The sequence below is a fragment of the Ideonella sp. BN130291 genome (assembly GCF_036231905.1).
In the GTDB taxonomy this organism is placed as follows: Bacteria; Pseudomonadota; Gammaproteobacteria; order Burkholderiales; family Burkholderiaceae_C; genus CAMLIZ01.
Genome location: NZ_JAZARE010000008.1, coordinates 270,123 through 289,387, shown reverse-complemented (window position 1 = coordinate 289,387; position 19,265 = coordinate 270,123). Strand labels below are relative to the sequence as shown.

Annotated in this window: 21 protein-coding genes and 1 riboswitch; of the genes, 18 read left to right on the top strand and 3 right to left on the bottom strand. The window is 68.9% G+C overall.

Features of this window, described 5'->3' with window-relative positions:
• Positions 1 to 7: 7 nt before the first annotated feature.
• The gene (locus tag VPH43_RS18840) at positions 8 to 466 is read right to left on the bottom strand and encodes a (2Fe-2S)-binding protein (protein WP_328579279.1); all 459 of its coding nucleotides are present in this window, start codon (positions 464 to 466) and stop codon (positions 8 to 10) included.
• Between the two features lie 88 nt (positions 467 to 554).
• Here VPH43_RS18840 and pdxH point away from each other — a divergent pair, with 88 nt between their 5' ends.
• On the top strand, positions 555 to 1,196 hold the full coding sequence (gene pdxH, locus VPH43_RS18835) for a pyridoxamine 5'-phosphate oxidase (protein ID WP_328579278.1): 642 nt from the start codon (positions 555 to 557) through the stop codon (positions 1,194 to 1,196).
• A 24-nt stretch (positions 1,197 to 1,220) separates the two neighbouring features.
• On the opposite strand, the gene msrA is transcribed toward pdxH, so the two are convergent.
• Positions 1,221 to 1,757, bottom strand: a complete 537-nt coding sequence (msrA, locus tag VPH43_RS18830) for a peptide-methionine (S)-S-oxide reductase MsrA (RefSeq protein ID WP_328579277.1) — start codon at positions 1,755 to 1,757, stop codon at positions 1,221 to 1,223.
• 132 nt (positions 1,758 to 1,889) lie between these two features.
• Here msrA and VPH43_RS18825 point away from each other — a divergent pair, with 132 nt between their 5' ends.
• From VPH43_RS18825 to VPH43_RS18815, 3 genes are all read left to right on the top strand, one after another.
• Entirely contained in the window at positions 1,890 to 3,089 is a 1,200-nt protein-coding gene (locus VPH43_RS18825) for an acyl-CoA dehydrogenase (protein WP_328579276.1), read from the top strand.
• A 146-nt stretch (positions 3,090 to 3,235) separates the two neighbouring features.
• Positions 3,236 to 4,006, top strand: coding sequence for a PEP-CTERM sorting domain-containing protein (locus tag VPH43_RS18820; RefSeq protein ID WP_328579275.1), 771 nt, complete (start codon positions 3,236 to 3,238; stop codon positions 4,004 to 4,006).
• Positions 4,007 to 4,118: 112 nt separating this feature from the next.
• Positions 4,119 to 4,934 carry a YdcF family protein gene (locus VPH43_RS18815; protein ID WP_328579274.1) on the top strand — a complete coding sequence of 272 codons (816 nt, stop codon included), beginning with the start codon at positions 4,119 to 4,121 and terminating at the stop codon, positions 4,932 to 4,934.
• 237 nt (positions 4,935 to 5,171) lie between these two features.
• Here VPH43_RS18815 and VPH43_RS18810 read toward each other — a convergent pair whose 3' ends face one another.
• Positions 5,172 to 6,728, bottom strand: coding sequence for a UbiD family decarboxylase (locus tag VPH43_RS18810; RefSeq protein ID WP_328579273.1), 1,557 nt, complete (start codon positions 6,726 to 6,728; stop codon positions 5,172 to 5,174).
• Between the two features lie 274 nt (positions 6,729 to 7,002).
• Here VPH43_RS18810 and VPH43_RS18805 point away from each other — a divergent pair, with 274 nt between their 5' ends.
• The 14 genes from VPH43_RS18805 (at position 7,003) to VPH43_RS18740 (ending at position 19,217) form a co-directional block, all read left to right on the top strand.
• Positions 7,003 to 7,899, top strand: coding sequence for a lytic transglycosylase domain-containing protein (locus tag VPH43_RS18805; RefSeq protein ID WP_328579272.1), 897 nt, complete (start codon positions 7,003 to 7,005; stop codon positions 7,897 to 7,899).
• Positions 7,900 to 7,932: 33 nt separating this feature from the next.
• Positions 7,933 to 8,050, top strand: a riboswitch (ZMP/ZTP riboswitch).
• A 94-nt stretch (positions 8,051 to 8,144) separates the two neighbouring features.
• Positions 8,145 to 9,395, top strand: coding sequence for a serine hydroxymethyltransferase (glyA, locus tag VPH43_RS18800; protein ID WP_328579271.1), 1,251 nt, complete (start codon positions 8,145 to 8,147; stop codon positions 9,393 to 9,395).
• Between the two features lie 12 nt (positions 9,396 to 9,407).
• On the top strand, positions 9,408 to 9,851 hold the full coding sequence (nrdR, locus tag VPH43_RS18795; RefSeq protein WP_328579270.1) for a transcriptional regulator NrdR: 444 nt from the start codon (positions 9,408 to 9,410) through the stop codon (positions 9,849 to 9,851).
• 150 nt (positions 9,852 to 10,001) lie between these two features.
• The gene (locus VPH43_RS18790) at positions 10,002 to 10,529 is read left to right on the top strand and encodes a GspH/FimT family pseudopilin (RefSeq protein ID WP_328579269.1); all 528 of its coding nucleotides are present in this window, start codon (positions 10,002 to 10,004) and stop codon (positions 10,527 to 10,529) included.
• Between the two features lie 11 nt (positions 10,530 to 10,540).
• Positions 10,541 to 10,993: a type IV pilin protein gene (locus VPH43_RS18785; protein ID WP_328579268.1), complete on the top strand. Its 453-nt coding sequence runs from the start codon at positions 10,541 to 10,543 to the stop codon at positions 10,991 to 10,993.
• On the top strand, positions 10,990 to 11,655 hold the full coding sequence (locus VPH43_RS18780; RefSeq protein WP_328579267.1) for a PilW family protein: 666 nt from the start codon (positions 10,990 to 10,992) through the stop codon (positions 11,653 to 11,655). Before VPH43_RS18785 ends, VPH43_RS18780 begins: the two co-directional genes overlap by 4 nt.
• 4 nt (positions 11,656 to 11,659) lie before the next feature.
• Entirely contained in the window at positions 11,660 to 12,937 is a 1,278-nt protein-coding gene (locus VPH43_RS18775) for a pilus assembly PilX family protein (protein WP_328579266.1), read from the top strand.
• Entirely contained in the window at positions 12,934 to 14,091 is a 1,158-nt protein-coding gene (locus tag VPH43_RS18770; protein WP_328579265.1) for a prepilin-type N-terminal cleavage/methylation domain-containing protein, read from the top strand. Before VPH43_RS18775 ends, VPH43_RS18770 begins: the two co-directional genes overlap by 4 nt.
• Positions 14,092 to 14,119: 28 nt before the next feature.
• On the top strand, positions 14,120 to 15,277 hold the full coding sequence (gene ribD / locus VPH43_RS18765) for a bifunctional diaminohydroxyphosphoribosylaminopyrimidine deaminase/5-amino-6-(5-phosphoribosylamino)uracil reductase RibD (RefSeq protein WP_328579264.1): 1,158 nt from the start codon (positions 14,120 to 14,122) through the stop codon (positions 15,275 to 15,277).
• A 35-nt stretch (positions 15,278 to 15,312) separates the two neighbouring features.
• Positions 15,313 to 15,948 carry a riboflavin synthase gene (locus VPH43_RS18760; protein WP_328579263.1) on the top strand — a complete coding sequence of 212 codons (636 nt, stop codon included), beginning with the start codon at positions 15,313 to 15,315 and terminating at the stop codon, positions 15,946 to 15,948.
• Positions 15,949 to 15,957: 9 nt separating this feature from the next.
• Complete coding sequence (gene ribBA, locus VPH43_RS18755) at positions 15,958 to 17,082, top strand: bifunctional 3,4-dihydroxy-2-butanone-4-phosphate synthase/GTP cyclohydrolase II (RefSeq protein WP_328579262.1); 1,125 nt, start codon at positions 15,958 to 15,960, stop codon at positions 17,080 to 17,082.
• On the top strand, positions 17,069 to 17,533 hold the full coding sequence (ribH, locus tag VPH43_RS18750) for a 6,7-dimethyl-8-ribityllumazine synthase (RefSeq protein ID WP_328579261.1): 465 nt from the start codon (positions 17,069 to 17,071) through the stop codon (positions 17,531 to 17,533). Before ribBA ends, ribH begins: the two co-directional genes overlap by 14 nt.
• Positions 17,524 to 18,018 (top strand): transcription antitermination factor NusB, encoded by a 495-nt coding sequence (gene nusB, locus VPH43_RS18745; RefSeq protein ID WP_442909314.1) that lies wholly within the window; start codon positions 17,524 to 17,526, stop codon positions 18,016 to 18,018. The genes ribH and nusB overlap by 10 nt, the downstream gene beginning before the upstream one ends.
• 20 nt (positions 18,019 to 18,038) lie before the next feature.
• Positions 18,039 to 19,217, top strand: a complete 1,179-nt coding sequence (locus tag VPH43_RS18740) for a pyridoxal phosphate-dependent aminotransferase (RefSeq protein ID WP_328579259.1) — start codon at positions 18,039 to 18,041, stop codon at positions 19,215 to 19,217.
• The last annotated feature ends 48 nt before the right edge of the window (positions 19,218 to 19,265 follow it).

The window sequence follows — 19,265 nt, the reverse complement described above, 5'->3', positions numbered from 1 at the left end:
GCGCTCCTCATGCCAGCGACTGGGCCGCTTCCTTGATGGCCGCACGGATGCGGGCGTAGGTACCGCAGCGGCAGACGTTGCCGGCCATGGCGCCGTCGATGTCGGCGTCGGTGGGTTTCTTGTTGGTGCGCAGCAAGGCTGTGGCGCTCATGATCTGGCCGCTCTGGCAATAGCCGCACTGGGCCACGTCATGCTTGACCCAGGCCGCCTGCACCGCCTTGCCGACGCGGTCGGTGGCGATGCCTTCGATGGTGGTGATCTTCTGGCCGGCGACCGACGAGATCGGCGTGACGCAGGAGCGCACCGGCTGGCCGTTGACATGCACGGTGCAGGCGCCGCACAGCGCCGCGCCGCAGCCGAATTTGGTGCCGGTCATCTGCAGCGAATCGCGCAGTGCCCACAGCACAGGGGTGGACGGATCGGCATCGACGTTGACCGCCTTGCCGTTGACGTTGAGTGACGTCATTGCAACCTCCGGGAGCAGGGTGTTTATTGGTGTGAGCGGCGCATGCTAGTACTGAACGAGATTTCTTGCTGACGGATACTCGCCAGCCATGGACAACGAGCAACTCGCCGCATTGCGCAAGAGTTATGAGCGCGCCGAACTGAACGAAGAGGCTTCGGCAGCAGACCCGCTGAAGCTGTTCGAACTCTGGCTGCAGCAGGCACTGACAGCGCAACTGCCCGAGCCCAACGCGATGACCCTGGCCACCGTGGGCCCGGACCAGCGGCCGTCCACTCGCGTGGTGCTGATCAAGGGCTTCGATGCGCGTGGCATCGTCTGGTACACCAACTACGACAGCCGCAAGGGCCGCGAGCTGGCCGCCCATCCGTTTGCCGCCTTGCAGTTCCACTGGGTGGAGCTGGAGCGTGTGGTGCGCATCGAGGGCCGGGTGGAGAAGGTGAGCGCGGAGGAGTCGGATGCCTACTTCGCGTCGCGCCCGCTCGACTCCCGCATCGGCGCATGGGCGTCGCCGCAAAGCCAGGTCATTCCATCCCGCGCGGTGCTGGTGGCCAACGCGGCGCGTTATGGCGCTCAGTTCGCGCTCAAGCCGCCGCGTCCGCCGCACTGGGGCGGCTACCGCCTGCAGCCGGATCGCTGGGAGTTCTGGCAGGGCCGCAAGTCGCGCCTGCACGACCGGCTGCGCTACCGGCTCGAGGCCGGCCAGTGGCTGCGCGAGCGGCTGGCGCCTTGAGCCGCGCCATGCACTCGCCGGGCTTCAGCGCTTGAGGCGTGCCGCAAAGGTCTTGCGGAACTTCTCCACTTTCGGGCCGACGACGAAGGCGCAGTAACCCTGGTCCGGGTGGTTGGCGTAGTAGTGCTGGTGGTAGTCCTCCGCACGCCAGTAGTTGTCCACCGGCTTGAGCTCGGTGACCACGCGGCCGCCGTGCGTCTGGTTCGCCTCGGCGATCACCTCTCGCGCCACGCGCTCCTGCTCAGGCGTGTGCACGTAGATGCCCGAGCGGTACTGTGTGCCCACGTCATTGCCCTGCCGGTTCAGGCTGGTCGGATCGTGGATGGTGAAGAAGATCTCCAGGATCTCGCGGTACGAGATGCGCTGCGGGTCGAAGCTGACCTTCACCACCTCGGCATGGCCGGTGCTGCCGCTGCACACCTGCTCGTAGCTGGGGTTGGCCACCGGCCCGTTGCTGTAGCCGGATTCCACCGCCTCCACGCCATCGACCTGCCCGTACACCGCCTCCAGGCACCAGAAGCAGCCGCCGGCCAGCGTGGCCTGTTCGAGGTTCGTGCTCATGCGCATCCTTTTTTGTGGGTGAGTTGCATTGTCGAAGACCGGCGCAAAACCTTTCAGCGCGCGCTGTCACCGGCATGACGAGGGCCCGGCAACCCACCGCCTATCATTCCAGGCTGAGACCAAGGAGACACCATGAGCAAAGCCAGCTTCAAGTGGGACGACGCGCTGCTGTTCGACGAACAACTGAGCGACGAGGAACGCGCGGTGCGCGATGCGGCGCAGGCCTACTGCCAGGACAAGCTGCAGCCGCGTGTGCTGATGGCCGCGCGCCACGAGAAGTTCGACCGCGAGATCATGAACGAGATGGGTGCGCTCGGCCTGCTGGGCTCCACCATCGAAGGTTATGGCTGCGCGGGCCTGAACCACGTGTGTTACGGCCTGGTGGCGCGCGAGGTGGAACGGGTGGATTCCGGCTACCGCAGCGCGATGAGCGTGCAGAGCTCGCTGGTGATGCACCCCATCCATGCCTACGGCAGCGAAGCGCAGCGCCAGAAGTACCTGCCCAGGCTGGCCACCGGCGAATGGGTGGGCTGCTTCGGCCTCACCGAGCCCAACCACGGCAGCGACCCGGCCAGCATGCTGAGCCGCGCCCAGCCGGTGGACGGCGGCTTCCTGCTGCGCGGCAGCAAGATGTGGATCACCAACTCGCCGATCGCCGACGTGTTCGTCGTCTGGGCCAAGCTCGAGGACGGCAACGGCCAGGTGGGCGGGCAGGAAGCGATCCGCGGCTTCATCCTCGACAAGGGCATGCAGGGCCTGTCCGCGCCCAAGATCGAAGGCAAGATGAGCCTGCGCGCCAGCATCACGGGTGAGATCGTGATGGACAACGTGTTCGTGCCGGCGGAGAACCTGCTGCCCAACGTGAGCGGCCTGAAGGGCCCGTTCGGCTGCCTCAACAAGGCGCGCTACGGCATCGCCTGGGGCGCACTCGGCGCAGCCGAGTTCTGCTGGCATGCCGCGCGGCAGTACACCCTGGACCGCCAGCAGTTCGGCCGCCCGCTGGCGCAGAACCAGCTGGTGCAGAAGAAGCTGGCCGACATGCAGACCGAGATCACGGTCGGCTTGCAGGCCTGCCTGCGCGTGGGCCGGCTGATGGACGAAGGCAAGTGGGCGCCGGAGATGGTGAGCCTGATCAAGCGCAACAGCTGCGGCAAGGCACTGGACATCGCCCGCGTGGCGCGCGACATGCACGGCGGCAACGGCATCCATGACGAATACCACGTCATCCGCCACATGATCAACCTGGAAACCGTGAACACCTACGAGGGCACGCACGACATCCATGCGCTGATCCTCGGGCGTGCACAGACCGGCCTGCAGGCCTTCTTCTGACCCTCCTCCGACCACGACACGTTCGGAGACGTTTCTTTCAGATCCGGCCCCTGCAAACACGGGGGCCGGCTGCGTTGAAGACGAGTGACCTTCCGTAGCATCGCGCCGCGGCAACAAGCCGCGCCGTGTCCCGTTGGGAGGAGACCATGAAATCATCACTCGTCACACTGTCGTGCGCCGCCGCTGCGCTGTTCACCAGCCTGGGCTGCGCCGCGGCGACGACGCCGGCCTACGTGGCCAGCAGCTTCGGCAGCAACAGCATCTATTACCTCGACGAAGACCTGAACCCCTTGAGCAGCTTCGCGGTCAGCGATGCGTTTCCGAACGGCGTCAGCAGCGACGGCACCCTGATCTTCGCTGCCTACTTCATGAACTCGTCGGTGGTGGCGTACGACCGCACTGGCCAGGAGCAATTCCGCTGGAGCGATCCGGGCCTGTACCGGGTGCAGGGCATTGCCTTCGTCGACCACTACATCGCCGCGGCGTCCGACGACACGCTCTACCTGTTCGACGCGCGCCAGGGCACCTACACGGCGCAGCTGTCGCTCGGCCAGGACAGCGTCGAAGGCCTGGCCTACGACGGCCACTTCCTCTGGTCCATCGGCAGCACGCTGGTGGCGCGTGACTTCGTCACCGGCGCGGCGGTGAAGTCCATTCCGAACGCCGCCTCGGCCTGCCCGATGGGCGGCACCGGCATCGCGGCCGGCGCGCCGGGCACGCTGGTGCTCAGCTGCAGCGATGGCCGCTGGTTCAAGGTCTTGCAGGCCGACGGGTCGGTGCTGGCCTCAGGGCAGAACGACATCGACATGTTCGACCTGGCGCGTATCGCCCCGGTGCCCGAGCCCGGCACCGCCGGCCTCGCACTCGCCGGCCTCGCGGCACTGGGTGTCGTGGCCCGGCGCCGGCGCGTACGCTGACAGTCGCATCCCCCGCAAAGCAGTGGTCGCACCTGGCCCTCCAGTGGCCGGCACGCGGTAACACTCCGGCACAATCGCCGCCCATTGCAGGCAGCGCGTGCGGAGCGTTTCGTTGAACGACCTTTTGGTTCTTCTGGGCATGGAATCGTGGAAGCCGGTGCTCGGGGCCTTCCTGCTGCCCCCTGTGCCGCTGCTGCTGCTCACGCTGGTCGGAGCCCGCATGATCCTGTGGCGCCGCGGCTGGGGGTGGCTGGTGGTGGTGCTGTCGCTCACCGGCTTGTGGCTCAGCGCCTGCAGCGGCGTGGGGGATTGGCTGGTGCGCGCGGCGCTCAAGCCACCCATGGCGCTGGGCACGGACCGCCTCGCCGAACTCAAGCGAGAAAGCGCGAGCGTGAAGACCGCAATCGTGGTGCTGGGTGCCGGCCGCGAACCCCTGGCCCCTGAATACGGCATCTCCAACCTGCGCCCTGCGTCGATGGAACGGCTGCGCTACGGCGTGTGGCTGAGCCGTGAAACCGGCGTACCGATCGCGTTCAGCGGCGGCAGCGGCCATGCGGCCACCTCGGGCGCGTCCGAAGCCGACATCGCGGCGCGCATTGCGGCACGTGAGTTCGCGCGGCCGCTGAAGTGGACCGAACCGGAATCGCGCGACACCCGCGAGAACGCTGCGCACACGATGGCGCTGCTGCGCGGCCCGGGCATCGAACAGATCCTGCTCGTCACCCACGGCTGGCACATGCCGCGTGCCATCCGCGCCTTCGAGCAGGCCGCACAGCGCACGGGGACCCCGGTGCGAGTGATACCCGCGCCCATGGGGCTCGCCCCCACCGAGGACCGGCCCGTGTTGCGCTGGCTGCCTAGCAGCGAAGGCCTGCGGTCCACCCGCCAGGCGCTGCACGAGTTGCTCGGGCTGCTGGTGGGCGCCTAGAACCGGGTCACTCCACAAAGCGAAACCCCTCCACACCTTTGACAGCATGGAGGGGGCGGGCCACGAATGACCATTGGAGCTCCAGAGGAAGTGAGTCCGGGGCTCCTGGTGCGCAGAGACTGCGCCCATGGGGTGTGCCTGCTTGGCAGGCAGGCCAAAGTTAATGCATGTGCGGCGCCAGATCAAGGCCGCGGGCCTATGGCGCGCCGCCGGTCGATTGGGAGGTGGCCCCCCGCGTCAGGCCGGGCCCATCAGCGCATCGAACAGCGCTGCGACGCGCTGCTCCACCGATTTGTCCATCGTGATCACACGGCCCCATTCCCGGCTCGTCTCTCCGGGCCATTTGTGGGTGGCGTCCAGGCCCATCTTGCCGCCCAGCCCGCTCACCGGCGAAGCGAAGTCCAGGTAGTCGATCGGCGTGCTCTCCACCAGGGTGGTGTCGCGCACTGGGTCCATCCGGGTGGTGATCGCCCAGATCACCTGCTTCCAATCCCGCACGTCCACGTCGTCATCCGTGATCACGATGAACTTGGTGTACATGAACTGGCGCAGGTAGCTCCACAGGCCGAACATCAGGCGCTTGGCGTGGCCGGCGTAGCTCTTGCGGATCGAGATCACCGCCATGCGGTAGCTGCAGCCTTCGGGCGGCAGGTAGAAGTCCACGATCTCCGGAAACTGCTTCTGCAGCAGCGGCACGAACACTTCGTTGAGCGCCACGCCGAGCACCGCCGGCTCATCCGGCGGCTTGCCGGTGTAGGTGGAGTGGTAGATCGGGTCGCGGCGGTGCGTGAGGCGGTCGATCTGGAAGACCGGAAACCAGTCCTGCTCGTTGTAATAGCCGGTGTGGTCGCCGAAGGGGCCCTCCAGGGCATGCAGGTAGCCGCCGCTCTCCTTCAGGCGCACGCCGTGTTCGCTTTCGCCTTCATATCCAGGCGCGGCCGGCGGGATGTGGCCTTCCAGCACGATCTCGGCGGTGGCCGGCACCTGCAGCCGCAGTTCGCCTTCGCCCACGCCGCTGGCGGCCAGTTCGGTGCGGCCGCCGCGCAGCAGCCCGGCGAACTGGTACTCCGACAAGGTGTCCGGCACCGGGGTCACCGCGCCCAGGATGGTGGCCGGATCGGCGCCCAGCGCCACGGCGATCGGAAACGGTTGGCCCGGGTTTGCCAGGCTGAAATCGCGGAAATCGAGCGCGCCGCCGCGGTGCGCCAGCCAGCGCATGATGACCTGCCGCCGGCCGATGACCTGCTGGCGGTAGATACCGAGGTTCTGCCGCAGGCGCGGCTGCGGCACCGACTGCGGCCCGCGCGTAATCACCAGGCCCCAGGTGATGAGCGGCCCGGCGTCGCCCGGCCAGCACCATTGCACCGGCCAGCGGCCAAGGTCGACATCACCGGCCTCGAGCACGACCTCCTGGCACGGCGGTTGCCGCACGATCGCCGGCTTCATGTCCCACAAGGCCTTGGCCATCTGTAACAGCTTGCCGGCGTCCTTCAGGCCGCGTGGTGGCTGGGGCTCTTTCAGGTTGGCCAGGAGCTGACCCACGTCTCGCAAATCGCCCAGGTCTTGCGCACCCATGCCCCGGGCCACTCGTTCAGGGGTGCCAAAAAGGTTGGCCAGGACCGGGAATTTGTAACCGGCGGGCTGTTCGAAGAGCAAGGCTGGTCCCCCTGCCTGGAGGACCCGATCTGCCAGCGCGGTCATCTCCAGGCGCGGAGATACCGGCTGTAGCACGCGTTTGAGCTCACCAGCTGCCTCCAACTGGTGAACGAACTCACGGAGGTCGCGATACTTCATACACAAAAGAAATAACAACGCGTTTGCATATCCTTGACTGGTTATGAAACAGCTTCCTAGAATTCGGGCGTTCCTGATCCAGATCAGGGTTAACCCGCGCCCCGCCCACCAAGGGATGGATCAGGGCGCCACGCTGCCAACGAGGCCGCCGCCCCACACCGTGTGTTCTTGCCGGTGTTCTGGAGGCTCCGGCCGATTATCAACGTCGCTGTAGGCGATGCCCGGCTCGATGAGCCGCTGGTCTGCGTCGGATGGCGACGACGAAAGGAGTGACATGACAGCGCTAGGTTTGATCCGTTCGCTGCCCCAGGCATGTGGACGTTCCGCCGCGGTGTTCCTGCGCGATGTGGGACAAGGCCTGCTGGAGGTGAGCCACAACACCCTCGCCCTGGTGGGCCTGGCGGTGGTGGCGGTGCTGGTGTTCGCCGGCGGCCGCGCCGACGTGCGGGCCTCCGCCGAGCAGTACGCCTACCACTGGCTGCACGCCCGCCAGGAAGCCAAAGCCGAACGCGAAGGCAACCTGCTGGTCAGCCTGACCGAGCCCCAGGCGGTGTCGCGCGCCACGGCGGCCGATCCGCGTGAGCTCACCCGGCAGCAGGCGGCGGTGGCCACCTGGATCTCGCACCGCTACCGCGTCGCGCCCGAGCCGATCAGCCGCCTGGTGCAGGAGGCCTGGAGCGTGGGCCAGCGCGCCAGCCTGGACCCGACGCTCATCCTCGCCATCATGGCGGTGGAGAGCAGCTTCAACCCGTTTGCGCAGAGCTCGGTGGGCGCCCAGGGCCTGATGCAGGTGATGACCACCGTGCACGATGCCAAGTACGAAGGCTTCGGCGGCCGCCATGCCGCCTTCGACCCGGTCACCAACCTGCGAGTGGGCGTGCAGGTGCTGAAGGAATGCATCCAGCGCGCCGGTGGCCTGGAAGCCGGCCTGCGCTTCTACGTGGGCGCTGCCAACCTGGAAGACGACGGCGGTTATGTCTTCAAGGTGCTGGCCGAACAGAGCAACCTGAAGCGCGTGGCCAGTGGCCAGCGCGTGTCGCCGACCGCGCCTATGCCGGCCGCCCCGATTCCCACCACCGCACGCCCGGCGCCCGAGGCCGAGCCGCTGCCCGCCGCCGCGCCCAAGGAAGCCAGCGCGTCCACCGCGCAGCGGCTGGCGCTGCTGCACTGACCACCCGGCGAACGCCGCGCCTTCCGCTAAACTGGCAGGCCGCGCGACTGGCGATAGGGTTCCAACGCGAACCCGAGGTGACATAAGCACCGTGGAGCGCGGACGGCTGCCGCCAAGGCGCCGTTGCCCGCCGTTCGCCTGGGCAGCCCTCGGTCCGCCGCTTCACGCTGGCGGGCGATGGCCCTTCACCGTATGCGCCGGCGAGCCGCTTCCAGGCGTCTTGGGCGCAGTTTGAGAGGACTGCCATGTTCGACCGTTCCCAATCCACCGTTGCTTCCGTCGACCCGGAAATCTGGGCCGCGATCCAGGCCGAGAACCGCCGCCAGGAAGAGCACATCGAGCTCATCGCCAGCGAGAACTACACCTCGCCGGCCGTGATGCAAGCCCAGGGCTCGCAGCTCACCAACAAGTACGCCGAGGGCTATCCGGCCAAGCGCTACTACGGTGGCTGCGAGAACGTCGACATCGTCGAGCAGCTCGCGATCGACCGCTTGAAGCAGCTCTTCGGCGCGCAGTACGCCAACGTGCAGGCCAATTCCGGCTCACAGGCCAACCAGGCGGTGTTCTTCGGGCTGCTGCAGCCCGGCGACACCATCATGGGCATGAGCCTGGCCGAAGGCGGCCACCTCACGCACGGCATGTCGCTCAACATGAGCGGGAAGTGGTTCAAGGTGGTGAGCTACGGCCTGGACGCCAACGAAGCCATCGACTACGACGCCATGGAACGCCTGGCGCACGAGCACAAGCCCAAGCTCATCATCGCCGGCGCCTCGGCCTACAGCCTGCGCATCGACTTCGAGCGTTTTGCCAAGGTCGCCAAGGACATCGGCGCGTTCTTCATGGTGGACATGGCGCACTACGCCGGCCTGATCGCCGCGGGCGTGTACCCCAACCCGGTGCCGCACGCCGACGTGGTCACCTCCACCACCCACAAGAGCCTGCGCGGCCCGCGCGGCGGCATCATCCTGATGAACGACGAGGCCATCGCCAAGAAGATCAACAGCGCCATCTTCCCCGGCATCCAGGGCGGCCCGCTGATGCATGTGATCGCCGGCAAGGCCATCGCCTTCAAGGAAGCGCTGTCGCCCGAGTTCAAGGCCTACCAGCAGCAGGTGGTGAAGAACGCCGCCGTGCTGGCCGACACGCTCACCGAGCGCGGCCTGCGCATCGTGTCCGGGCGCACCGAAAGCCATGTGATGCTGGTCGACCTGCGGCCCAAGGGCCTGACCGGCAAGGAGGCCGAGGCCATCCTCGGCGCGGCCCACATGACGTGCAACAAAAACGGCATCCCCAACGACCCGCAGAAGCCGATGATCACCAGCGGCATCCGCCTGGGTTCGCCCGCGATGACGACGCGCGGTTTCAAGGAAGAACAGGCTCGCCAGACCGCGAACCTGATCGCCGACGTGCTGGACAAGCCGCACGACGAAGCGAACCTGGCCGCCGTGCGCGCCAAGGTGGCCGCGCTGACGCGCGACTTCCCTGTCTACAAGTAAGACCGGCGCCGCATGCGCTGCCCCTTCTGCAGCAATGAGGAAACCCAGGTCGTCGAGACCCGGGAATCCGATGAAGGCGACGTCATCCGGCGTCGCCGCCGCTGCCTGAAGTGCGACAAGCGCTTCACCACCTACGAGCGGCCCGAGATCGCGCTGCCGTCGGTGGTGAAGAAGGACGGCGCGCGGGTGGACTTCGACCGTGCCAAGCTGCGTGCCTCCATGCTGCTGGCGCTGCGCAAGCGGCCCGTCAGCGTGGAGCAGGTCGACGCGGCGCTGGAGCGCATCGAGGACAAGCTGCTCACCAGCGGCGCGCGTGAGGTGCCCTCCACCCGCCTGGGCGAGCACGTGATGCGTGAGCTCAAGCGCATGGACAAGGTGGCCTACGTGCGCTTTGCGTCCGTCTACCGTTCCTTCGAGGACGTGGACGAGTTCCGGCAGCTGATCCGGGACATCTGACCCCCCTCCTCCCTCCTTCGGGGGAGCAGCCCTTCACCCCTTTCAGTGGGTGCCGCATTCGCGGGGATTCGGCCCCCAAGGGGGAATGCCAACTCCATCACGCTTCCCTACAGTGCGCCTCGTTCAACGACAAGCACTCAGGGGGAACTCATGCAACACGCCGAGGGAGGCGTCACGCTCATAGAAGCGTGCGTGGTGGTGGTGATCTGCGCCGTGGTCGCCGCAGCGGCCGTGCCGTCGATGCGCGCGTTGATGGACCGCCAGACATTGCGCGGCAGCGCCGATGAACTGCGCACGGACCTGCACTACCTCCGCTCGGCCAGCATCAGCCGGGGCGAGCGCCTGTGGCTGGCCGTGCAGGCAGGCGCCGAAGGCAGCTGCTACCTCATCCACACCGGCCACCAGGGCGACTGCCGCTGCGACGCCAGCGGCCAGTCCACCTGCAACGACGGCGCCCAGGCGCTCAAGGCCGTGGGGTTCAAGCCCACCGGCCGTGTGCAGCTGCAGTCCACCAGCGCGGCGCTGGCCTTCGAGCCGGCGCGCGGCACCGTCACCCCCACCGCCACGCTGAAGCTGGTCAACACCGCCGGTGAGGCCGTGCACCAGGTGCTGAATGTCATGGGCCGGGTGCGCGCCTGCTCGCCGGGCGCCAAGGTGCCGGGCTACAAGGCCTGCTGAAGGGTGCCGCGATGACACACACCTTGCCCGCCCGCCGCGCGGTCCGCGGCTTCACCCTGGTCGAGCTCCTCATCGTCGTCACGATCGCCGGCGTGCTTGCCAGCGTGGCACTGCCTTCGTTTGCCGACGCCCTGCGGCGCGGTCGGCGTGCCGAGGCCGTGGCCGCGCTGATGCAGCTGCAGCTGGCGCAGGAACGCTGGCGTGCCGACCATCTGGACTATGGCGCCGACCTGCGCTCGCTGGGCCTGCCGGCCACCACGCCGACCGGCCTGTACACGCTGGCCATCACCGAGGCGGATGCCGAAGGGTATGTCGCCACTGCCACCGTGGCCGCCGGCCAGAGCGGCGACCGCAGCTGCCAGGTGCTCAAGCTGACGCAGGCGGGCGGCCGCGTGGTCTACAGCTCGATCGACGCGGCGAAGGTCGAGTCCACCTCGGGCACCAGCCGGTGCTGGAACCTGTGAGCCGCCACCAGCAAGGCGTGTCGCTGGTCGAGCTGATGGTCGGCATCGCCGTCGGGCTCTTCATCGTGGCCACCGCCTCTTTCGCCGTGAGCAACCAGCTCAACGACAACCGCAAGCTGGCACTGGAGGCGCAGGTCGAGCAGGACCTGCGCGCCGCAGCCGATCTGATCGCACGCGACCTCCGGCGTGCGGGCTACTGGCAGAACGCCGCGCTGCAGTTCGCGTCCTCCGGTTCGGCCACCAACCGGTACGCCGCCGTCACGGCAGCCGGCCAGAGCGCCAGCTACGCCTACTCGCAGGACGCGCCGGGCCATGACAACGACGTGCTCGACAGCAATGAGCAAAGCGGCGTCAAGCTCGACAGCGGCACGCTGAAGCTCCTGATGGGCGACGGCGGCTGGCAGGCGATCACCGACCCGGCGGTCGTGACCGTCACCGGCTTCAGGCTCACGATGAACACGCATGAGCTGTCGCTGGCCGCGTACTGCGATGCGCCTTGCCCGCCCTCCGGCACGCCGGCCACTTGCCCGCCGGTGCAGCAGGTGCGCGAGCTGCAGCTGCAGATCAACGGTACGGCCGCCAGCGATGCGCGCGTGACGCGGTCGCTGAACACGACCGTGCGCCTGCGCAACGACCGCGTGGTCGGCAGCTGCGGAGCCTGAGGCCATGGCCCGCCTATGCCCTGCGCGCCAGCAAGGCGCTGCCTCGTTGGTCGTCGTGATGCTGCTGCTGTTCACGATGATGCTCACGGCCGCCTACGCCAGCCGCTCGCTGGTGGTCGAGCAGAAGAATGCCGCCAACCAGCTGCGCGCCACGCAGGCACTGGAAGCCGCGGAGGCCGGCCTCGAGTGGGGCCTGGCGCAACTGAACGCGGGCCATGTGGACGAGCAGTGCAGCGCCACCGAGGCGAGTGGCAGCCTCTCCTTCCTGGAACGGGTGCTGCGGGTGGCCGACCGCGACAGCGGCCGCTTCGACGAGCATGCGGACGCCACACAGACCGGTGCGCCGGCCTGTGTGCGAGACCCGGCCGGCCAGTGGCAATGCACCTGCCCCAGCGCTGGCAGCCGCCGCCCCGGCGTGCAGCCCGGCACGCACGCGACACCCGCGTTCCAGTTGCACTTCCAGGGCGTTGCGCCGCCCGCAGGCGCGGCATCGGCGCCCAGCCTGGTGCAGATCACCGCGCAAGGCTGCGCCCGGGCGGGCGCATCCATGGCCTGTGAACCGAGCGCTGCCACCGATGTGGCCCTCGCCGTGGCCCAGGTGCAGGCGGCCTTGCTGCCCGCGCTCGCGACGCCGCCGGCCGCCACCTTGACCGCCAGCGGAAGCATCCGCACCGGCACCGCCGCGGTGGGCCTGTACAACACCGATGCTCGCGGCAGCGGCCTGGCCGTGCACGCAGGCGCCAGCGTGCAAGCGGAGGGCGCGCGGGTGGCCGGGCCGCCGGGTGCCATGTCGGCCGTGCTCGCCAACGACTCGGCCCTGGCCGCCCGGTCTTTCGAACGCCTGATGCTGTCGCACCTGGGCGTGCCGAAGGACAGCTATGGGCAGCTGCCGAGCGTGCGCACGCTCCAGTGCGCCGGCGATTGCACGGCCGCGGTGCAAGCGGCAGTGCGGTCCGGCATTCGACAGTTGTGGATCGTCGGCGATGCCACGCTCGCCGACGTCGAACTGGGGACCACCGCCGCGCCGGTCGTGCTGGTGGTCGATGGTCGCCTCAGCCTGAGCGCCGGCGTGCGCATCACCGGCTTCATGCTGGCCCGCTCGCTGCAATGGGACCACGGCGCCAGTGGCAGCGCCTGGCTGCGCGGCGCCGCCATGGTGGCCGGCGATGCGCAGCTGTCCGGCACACCGGACCTGATGTACGACGCGGCGGTGCTGCACACGCTCAACCGCCTCACCGGCAGCTTCGTCAAGGTGCCGGGCAGCTGGAAGGACGCTTCATGAGAACCGCACGGTCGGCCCAGCGCGGCATGTCGCTGGTGGAGGCGCTGGTGGCGTTTGCCATCAGCTCGGTCGGGCTGCTCGCCATGGTGGGCACCCAGACGGCGCTTCGCCAGAGCGGCGACACCGTGCGCCAGCGCGCCGAGGCGGTGCGGCTCGCGCAAGGCGAGATGGAACGCCTGCGCGCGCTGGCACCGGCCGAGCTGGCCGGCGCGACCGACACCACATCGGCCACACAGCAGTCGAACACCCGCTTCGTGATCGAAAGAACCGTGGCACCGCAGCCCGACGCCGCCTACGTGGCCGCGTCGGTGCGCGTACGCTGGACCGACCGGCGAGGAGAGTCCGCAAGCCTGGGGCTGGACAGCGTCATCGCCGCCATCGACCCGGTGTTGTCGGGCCGGCTTTTCACACCCGCTGCCGCCAGCGCCTACACCGCCCCGCTGGGGCGCTCGGCCGCCATTCCGCTGCAGGCCACTGACCTGGGTGACGGCCGCAGCGCCTTCACACCACCGGGTGCCGCGGGCTTTGTTTGGGTCTTCAACAACCAGAGCGGGCAGGTGACCGACATCTGCGCCGTGCCGCCAGGCACCACCGTTTCGGCCGCCACCCTCACCCAGTGCAGCACCACTCACGCGCTCCTGTTGAGCGGCGCCGTGCGTTTTGCGACCGGCGCCACCGCGAGCGCAGCGGACGCCGAGCGACCCGGCAGCGCGGCGCTCAACCTCGACATGCAGCTCACGCTGCGCCACGCCGACGGAACACCCACATCCGCCACCTGCGTGGACGACGCCGCCGGCGCCACCACGCGCAGCGTCGTCGCCTACCACTGCCTGGTGACCGTGAGCGCCGGCAGCCCTGGCTGGTCGGGCCGGCTCGACGTGCTGCCCATCGGTTGGACTGTGGGTGCGGATGCCGCCGCCTACCGCGTGTGCCGCTATTCAGCCGACCACGACGGCAACCATCATGTGAGCAACGAGGAGCATCCGCTGGACTACACCCAGGTGCATGGTCCCCTGACACACCAGAACTTCCTCGTTATCCGCGGCGGCAACGCCTGCCCGGCTGACGTGCCGGCCGACCCGGCGCGCGGCGACATGGTGAACAGCAACACGGTGGAACACGCCCCGCGTGCCACACCGACGCCGGCCGCCTGAGCCGCAGCGCTGACCGACAATCGCCGGCATGCCGGCAGCCCCCTCCTCCGAACGCGACCAGGCCGCGATGCAGGACGCCCTGCGCCTGGCCGCCCAGGCCATCGGCGTGAGCGACCCCAACCCCCGGGTCGGCTGCGTGCTGATCGGCCCGCAAGGGCAACGGGCCGAAGGCCACACCCAGGCGGCCGGCCAGGCACATGCCGAAGTGATGGCATTGCGCGATGCCGCCGCCCAGGGCTGGGATCCGCGCGGTGCCACTGCCTACGTCACGCTGGAGCCTTGCGCCCACCATGGCCGCACGCCGCCCTGCTGCGACGCACTGGTGCAGGCCGGCATCGCCCGCGTGGTGGTCGCGCTGAACGATCCCAACCCGTTGGTCGCCGGCCAGGGCAGCGCGCGCCTGCGTGCCGCGGGCATTCAGGTGCACACCGGCCTGCTGGCGGAGCAGGCCGCCGAGCTCAACATCGGCTTCCTCTCGCGCATGGTGCGGGGCCGGCCCTGGGTTCGCCTGAAGGTGGCGGCCTCGCTGGACGGGCGCACCGCCCTGCCCGACGGTCGCAGCCAGTGGATCACCGGCGTGCCGGCCCGCACCGATGGCCACGCCTGGCGCAGGCGCGCCGGCGCCGTGCTCACCGGCGTCGGCACGGTGCGTGACGACGACCCCCGGCTGGACGTGCGGCTGGTGCCCACGCAGCTGCAACCCCTGCGGGTGGTGATCGACTCGCGGCTGGACACGCCCTTGACAGCCAGGCTGCTGGCGCCGCCGGGCGCCGTGCTGCTGTATGCCGCCCATCCGGACGCTGCCCGCGTGGCGGCGCTGCGGGAGGCCGGCGCCGAAGTCGCCGACTGCGCAGGGCCACATGGCAAGGTCGACCTCGCTGCGGCGCTCACGGACCTGGGCCGGCGCGGCATCAATGAACTGCATGTGGAAGCCGGCCACAAGCTCAACGGCTCGCTGCTGCGCGAAGGGCTGGTCGACGAGCTGCTCGTGTACCTGGCGCCCAAGCTGCTCGGTGACGGCCTCGGTTTGGCCGCACTCGGCCCGCTGGGCGGGCTGGACGAGGCGCCGGCGTGGCGCTTCACCAGCACCGACCGCGTGGGGGATGACCTGCGCCTGCTGGCACGCCGCCCTGCAGGTGCCGCGCACGACGCCTGGCTGGCGCCGCTGCTCACGTCGCCCGGGTGACCACGCCAGCCCAGGTGCTGAAGGACAATGGCCGCATGTTCACCGGCATCATCAGCGGCCTGGGCCGCATCATCGACGTGCACGACCTGGGCGCGGACGCCGCGCACGGCAAGCGCCTGACCATCACAACGCCTGCAGGCTACCTGGACGACGTGGCGCTGGGCGACAGCATCGCGCTCAACGGCGCGTGCATGACGGTCACCTCCTTCGATGCGGCTGCCGGCCGCTTCACGATCGACATTTCGGCCGAGAGCCTGCGCCTGACGGCCGGCCTGGGCGCGATCGGCCCGGTGAACCTGGAAAAGGCCTTGCGGGCGCACGACCGCCTGGGCGGCCACCTCGTCAGCGGCCATGTGGACGGCCTGGGCACCGTGACGCACTTCGCGCCGGTGGGCGAATCGTGGGAATTGCGGGTGCGGGCACCCCAGGCGCTGGGCCGCTACCTGGCCTACAAGGGCTCGATCACCGTCAACGGCGTCAGCCTCACGGTGAACTCGGTGCGCGACGAGCCCGAGGGCTGCGAGTTCAGCATCAACCTCATTCCCCACACCCTGGACAACACCACCCTCGGCAGCCTGAAGCCGGGGGCGGCCGTGAACCTGGAAGTCGACCTGATCGCCCGCTACGTGGCCCGCATGCTCGAGGGCAGCGCCCCTGTGGGCGAGAGATAATCCGCCCCTATGCCGATTTCCCCCGTACCCGAGCTGGTCGCCGAACTGGCAGCCGGCCGCATGGTCATTCTGGTCGACGAGGAGGACCGCGAAAACGAGGGTGACCTCGTGCTCGCCGCCGACCATGTGAGCCCCGAGGCGATCAACTTCATGGCCAAGTACGGCCGCGGGCTGATCTGCCTTACCCTCACCCGCGAGCGCTGCGAACGCCTGCAGCTGCCGCCGATGGCCACACGCAATGGCACCAAGCATGGCACCGCGTTCACGGTGTCGATCGAAGCCGCTGAAGGCGTGACCACCGGCATTTCGGCGGCCGACCGTGCGCGCACGGTGAAAGCCGCGGTGGCCCGCGACGCCAAGGCCACCGACCTGGTGCAGCCCGGCCACATCTTCCCGTTGCAGGCCCAGGATGGCGGCGTGCTCATGCGCGCTGGCCACACCGAAGCGGGCTGTGACCTCGCCGCCATGGCGGGCCTGACGCCGGCTGCCGTGATCTGCGAGATCATGAAGGACGACGGCACCATGGCGCGCCTGCCGGACCTGGAGCTCTTTGCACGCGAACATGGGCTGAAGATCGGCACCATTGCCGACCTGATCCACCACCGCAGCCAGAACGAAAGCCTGGTGGAGCGCATCGGCCAGCGCCCGCTGGTTACCGCGCAAGGCCCGTTCGACTGCAGCATCTACCGCGACCGCACCGGCGGCCTGCACCTCGCGCTGGTCAAGGGCCAGTGGCAGCCCGGCCAGGAAGTGCCGGTGCGCGTGCATGAGCCGCTGTCGGTGATGGACCTGCTGGACGTGGGCCGTGCCGACCATTCGTGGTCGCTGCCCAAGGCGCTGGCCTTCCTGCAGGCCAGCGAGTGCGGCGTCGCCGTACTGCTCAACTGCGCCGAGGACGTGGACACCCTGCTGCCGCAGGTGCTGCGCTGCGCCGCACCAGTGCCCGCGCCGCAGCGCCAGATGGACCTGCGCATCTACGGCGTGGGCGCGCAGATCCTGCGCGAGCTGGGCGTCACCCGCATGCAGCTGCTCGGCAGCCCGCGCCGCATGCCCAGCATGACCGGTTATGGACTCGAGGTGAGCGGTTTCCTCTCCGCCACCGACGCAAAGGAAATCATCGATGCAAGGCGCTGACAAGGGCCAGGGCGCCGACCTGCGAGGCGATGGCCTGCACATCGGCATCGTGCAGGCGCGCTTCAACGACGCGCTGACCGGCATACTCGCCGAAGCCTGCCTGGCCGAGCTGGCCGCGCTCGGTGTGCAAGGCCGTCACGTGCAGCACGTGACCGTGCCGGGCGCGCTGGAGATTCCGGTAGCCCTCAAGGCCATGGCCGACAGCCAGGACTACGACGCGCTCATCGCGCTGGGCTGCATCATCCGCGGCGAGACCTACCACTTCGAGCTGGTGGCCAACGAAAGCGGCGCCGGTGTCACCCGGGTGTCGCTGGACCACCAGATCCCGATCGCCAACGCGATCCTCACCGTCGAGAACGAAGCCCAGGCCTGGGCGCGTGCCGAAGACAAAGGCCGTGATGCCGCCCGTGTGGCGGTGGAAATGGCCAACCTGCTGGATCAATTGTCGTGAGCAGTACCCCCCCGAAAAAACCGGCAGGCAAGCGCGCCGGTGCGCCCAAATCCGCCCGCCGCCGCGCGCGCGAAGTGGCACTGCAAGGCCTGTACGAATGGCTGATCTCCGGCGCCGACGCCGGCGTGATCGAAGCCCACATGCGCGAGCAGGAAGGTTTCGACAAGGCCGACAGCACGCACTTCGACGCACTGCTGCACGGCTGCATCCGCGAAGCGGCTGACCTCGACGCGGTGCTGTCGCGCCACGTGGACCGCAAGACCACCGAACTCTCGCCCATCGAGCACGGCGTGCTGATGATCGGCGCCTACGAGCTCAAGCACTGCATCGACGTGCCCTACAAGGTGGCGATCAACGAAGCGGTGGAGCTGGCCAAGAGCTTCGGCGGCACCGACGGCCACAAGTACGTCAACGGCGTGCTGGACAAGGCCGCCATCGACCTGCGGCCGGTGGAAGTGGAAGCCGCACGCAACGCGCGGCGCTGACGCGCGCCAAGGCGGCCGGCATGAAGCTCGCCTCGCGGCTTGATCACATCGAGCCCTTCTATGTGATGGAGTGCGCCAAGGCTGCGAGCGAGATCGCGCGCAGCCCCGCCTGCGACCCCGCGCAGGGCGGCTCGCCCATGATCTTCTTGAACATCGGCGAGCCAGACTTCACCGCACCGACGATCGTGCAGGCCGCGGCCGATGCCTGCCTGCGCGCCGGGCGCACGCAGTACACCGACGCGGTGGGCCTGCCCGCGCTGCGCGAGGCCATCAGCCGCTGGTACGGCACGCGCTTCGGGCTGGACATTCCGGCGCGCCGCATCGTGGTCACCGCCGGCGCCTCGGCGGCGCTGCAGCTGGCCACGCTGGCGCTGTTCGAGACGGGTGACGAGGTGCTGCTGCCCGACCCCAGCTACCCCTGCAACCGCCACTTCGTGGCCGCCACCGGCGCACGCGCGAAGCTGCTGCCGGCCGATGCGACGGCGCGTTTCCAGCTCGATGCGGCGGCGGTCCAGGCCGCGTGGAACGAGCACACGCGCGGCGTGCTGCTGGCCTCGCCCTCCAACCCCACCGGCACCTCGATCGCGCCGGATGAGATGCAGCGCATCGTGCACACCGTGCGCGAGCGCGGCGGCATGACCTTGGTGGACGAGATCTACCTGGGCTTGAGCTACGACGACGCCTTCAGCCACAGCGCCTTGCGCTTCGGTGACGACATCATCTCCATCAACAGCTTCTCCAAGTACTTCAGCATGACCGGCTGGCGCCTGGGCTGGCTGGTGCTGCCCGAGGCGCTGGTCGCGCCGGTGGAAAAACTGGCGCAGAACCTCTTCATCTGCGCCTCCAGCGTGGCCCAGCATGCGGCGCTGGCCTGCTTCGAAGCCGAAGCCATCGCGGAGTACGAGCGCCGGCGCGGCGAGTTCAAGCGCCGGCGCGACTTCATCGTGCCGGCCCTGCAGCGCCTGGGCCTGCCGGTGCCCGTGGTGCCTGACGGTGCCTTCTATGCCTGGGCCGACTGCAGCGGCCATGCGGCCAGCAGCTGGGATTTCTGCTTCGACCTGATGCAGCGCGCCCACATCGCGCTCACGCCCGGCCGCGACTTCGGCCCGCACCTGGGTGAGCGCTTCCTGCGCCTGTCCTTCGCGAGTTCGATGGCTCATCTGGAAGAGGCCGTGGAGCGCCTGCAACAGGCCCTGTGACCTTTGTCACTGAAACTCCGAAGCCTTGGTGAGCACGCGTTAAGAATG

Bases quoted from the DNA above. Each gene is read 5' to 3' on its own strand.
- VPH43_RS18840 (WP_328579279.1), bottom strand. From the start codon at position 466: ATGACGTCACTCAACGTCAACGGCAAGGCGGTCAACGTCGATGCCGAT.
- pdxH (WP_328579278.1), top strand. From the start codon at position 555: ATGGACAACGAGCAACTCGCCGCATTGCGCAAGAGTTATGAGCGCGCC.
- msrA (WP_328579277.1), bottom strand. From the start codon at position 1,757: ATGAGCACGAACCTCGAACAGGCCACGCTGGCCGGCGGCTGCTTCTGG.
- VPH43_RS18825 (WP_328579276.1), top strand. From the start codon at position 1,890: ATGAGCAAAGCCAGCTTCAAGTGGGACGACGCGCTGCTGTTCGACGAA.
- VPH43_RS18820 (WP_328579275.1), top strand. From the start codon at position 3,236: ATGAAATCATCACTCGTCACACTGTCGTGCGCCGCCGCTGCGCTGTTC.
- VPH43_RS18810 (WP_328579273.1), bottom strand. From the start codon at position 6,728: ATGAAGTATCGCGACCTCCGTGAGTTCGTTCACCAGTTGGAGGCAGCT.
- VPH43_RS18805 (WP_328579272.1), top strand. From the start codon at position 7,003: ATGACAGCGCTAGGTTTGATCCGTTCGCTGCCCCAGGCATGTGGACGT.
- glyA (WP_328579271.1), top strand. From the start codon at position 8,145: ATGTTCGACCGTTCCCAATCCACCGTTGCTTCCGTCGACCCGGAAATC.
- nrdR (WP_328579270.1), top strand. From the start codon at position 9,408: ATGCGCTGCCCCTTCTGCAGCAATGAGGAAACCCAGGTCGTCGAGACC.
- VPH43_RS18790 (WP_328579269.1), top strand. From the start codon at position 10,002: ATGCAACACGCCGAGGGAGGCGTCACGCTCATAGAAGCGTGCGTGGTG.
- VPH43_RS18785 (WP_328579268.1), top strand. From the start codon at position 10,541: ATGACACACACCTTGCCCGCCCGCCGCGCGGTCCGCGGCTTCACCCTG.
- VPH43_RS18775 (WP_328579266.1), top strand. From the start codon at position 11,660: ATGGCCCGCCTATGCCCTGCGCGCCAGCAAGGCGCTGCCTCGTTGGTC.
- VPH43_RS18770 (WP_328579265.1), top strand. From the start codon at position 12,934: ATGAGAACCGCACGGTCGGCCCAGCGCGGCATGTCGCTGGTGGAGGCG.
- ribD (WP_328579264.1), top strand. From the start codon at position 14,120: ATGCCGGCAGCCCCCTCCTCCGAACGCGACCAGGCCGCGATGCAGGAC.
- VPH43_RS18760 (WP_328579263.1), top strand. From the start codon at position 15,313: ATGTTCACCGGCATCATCAGCGGCCTGGGCCGCATCATCGACGTGCAC.
- ribBA (WP_328579262.1), top strand. From the start codon at position 15,958: ATGCCGATTTCCCCCGTACCCGAGCTGGTCGCCGAACTGGCAGCCGGC.
- ribH (WP_328579261.1), top strand. From the start codon at position 17,069: ATGCAAGGCGCTGACAAGGGCCAGGGCGCCGACCTGCGAGGCGATGGC.
- VPH43_RS18740 (WP_328579259.1), top strand. From the start codon at position 18,039: ATGAAGCTCGCCTCGCGGCTTGATCACATCGAGCCCTTCTATGTGATG.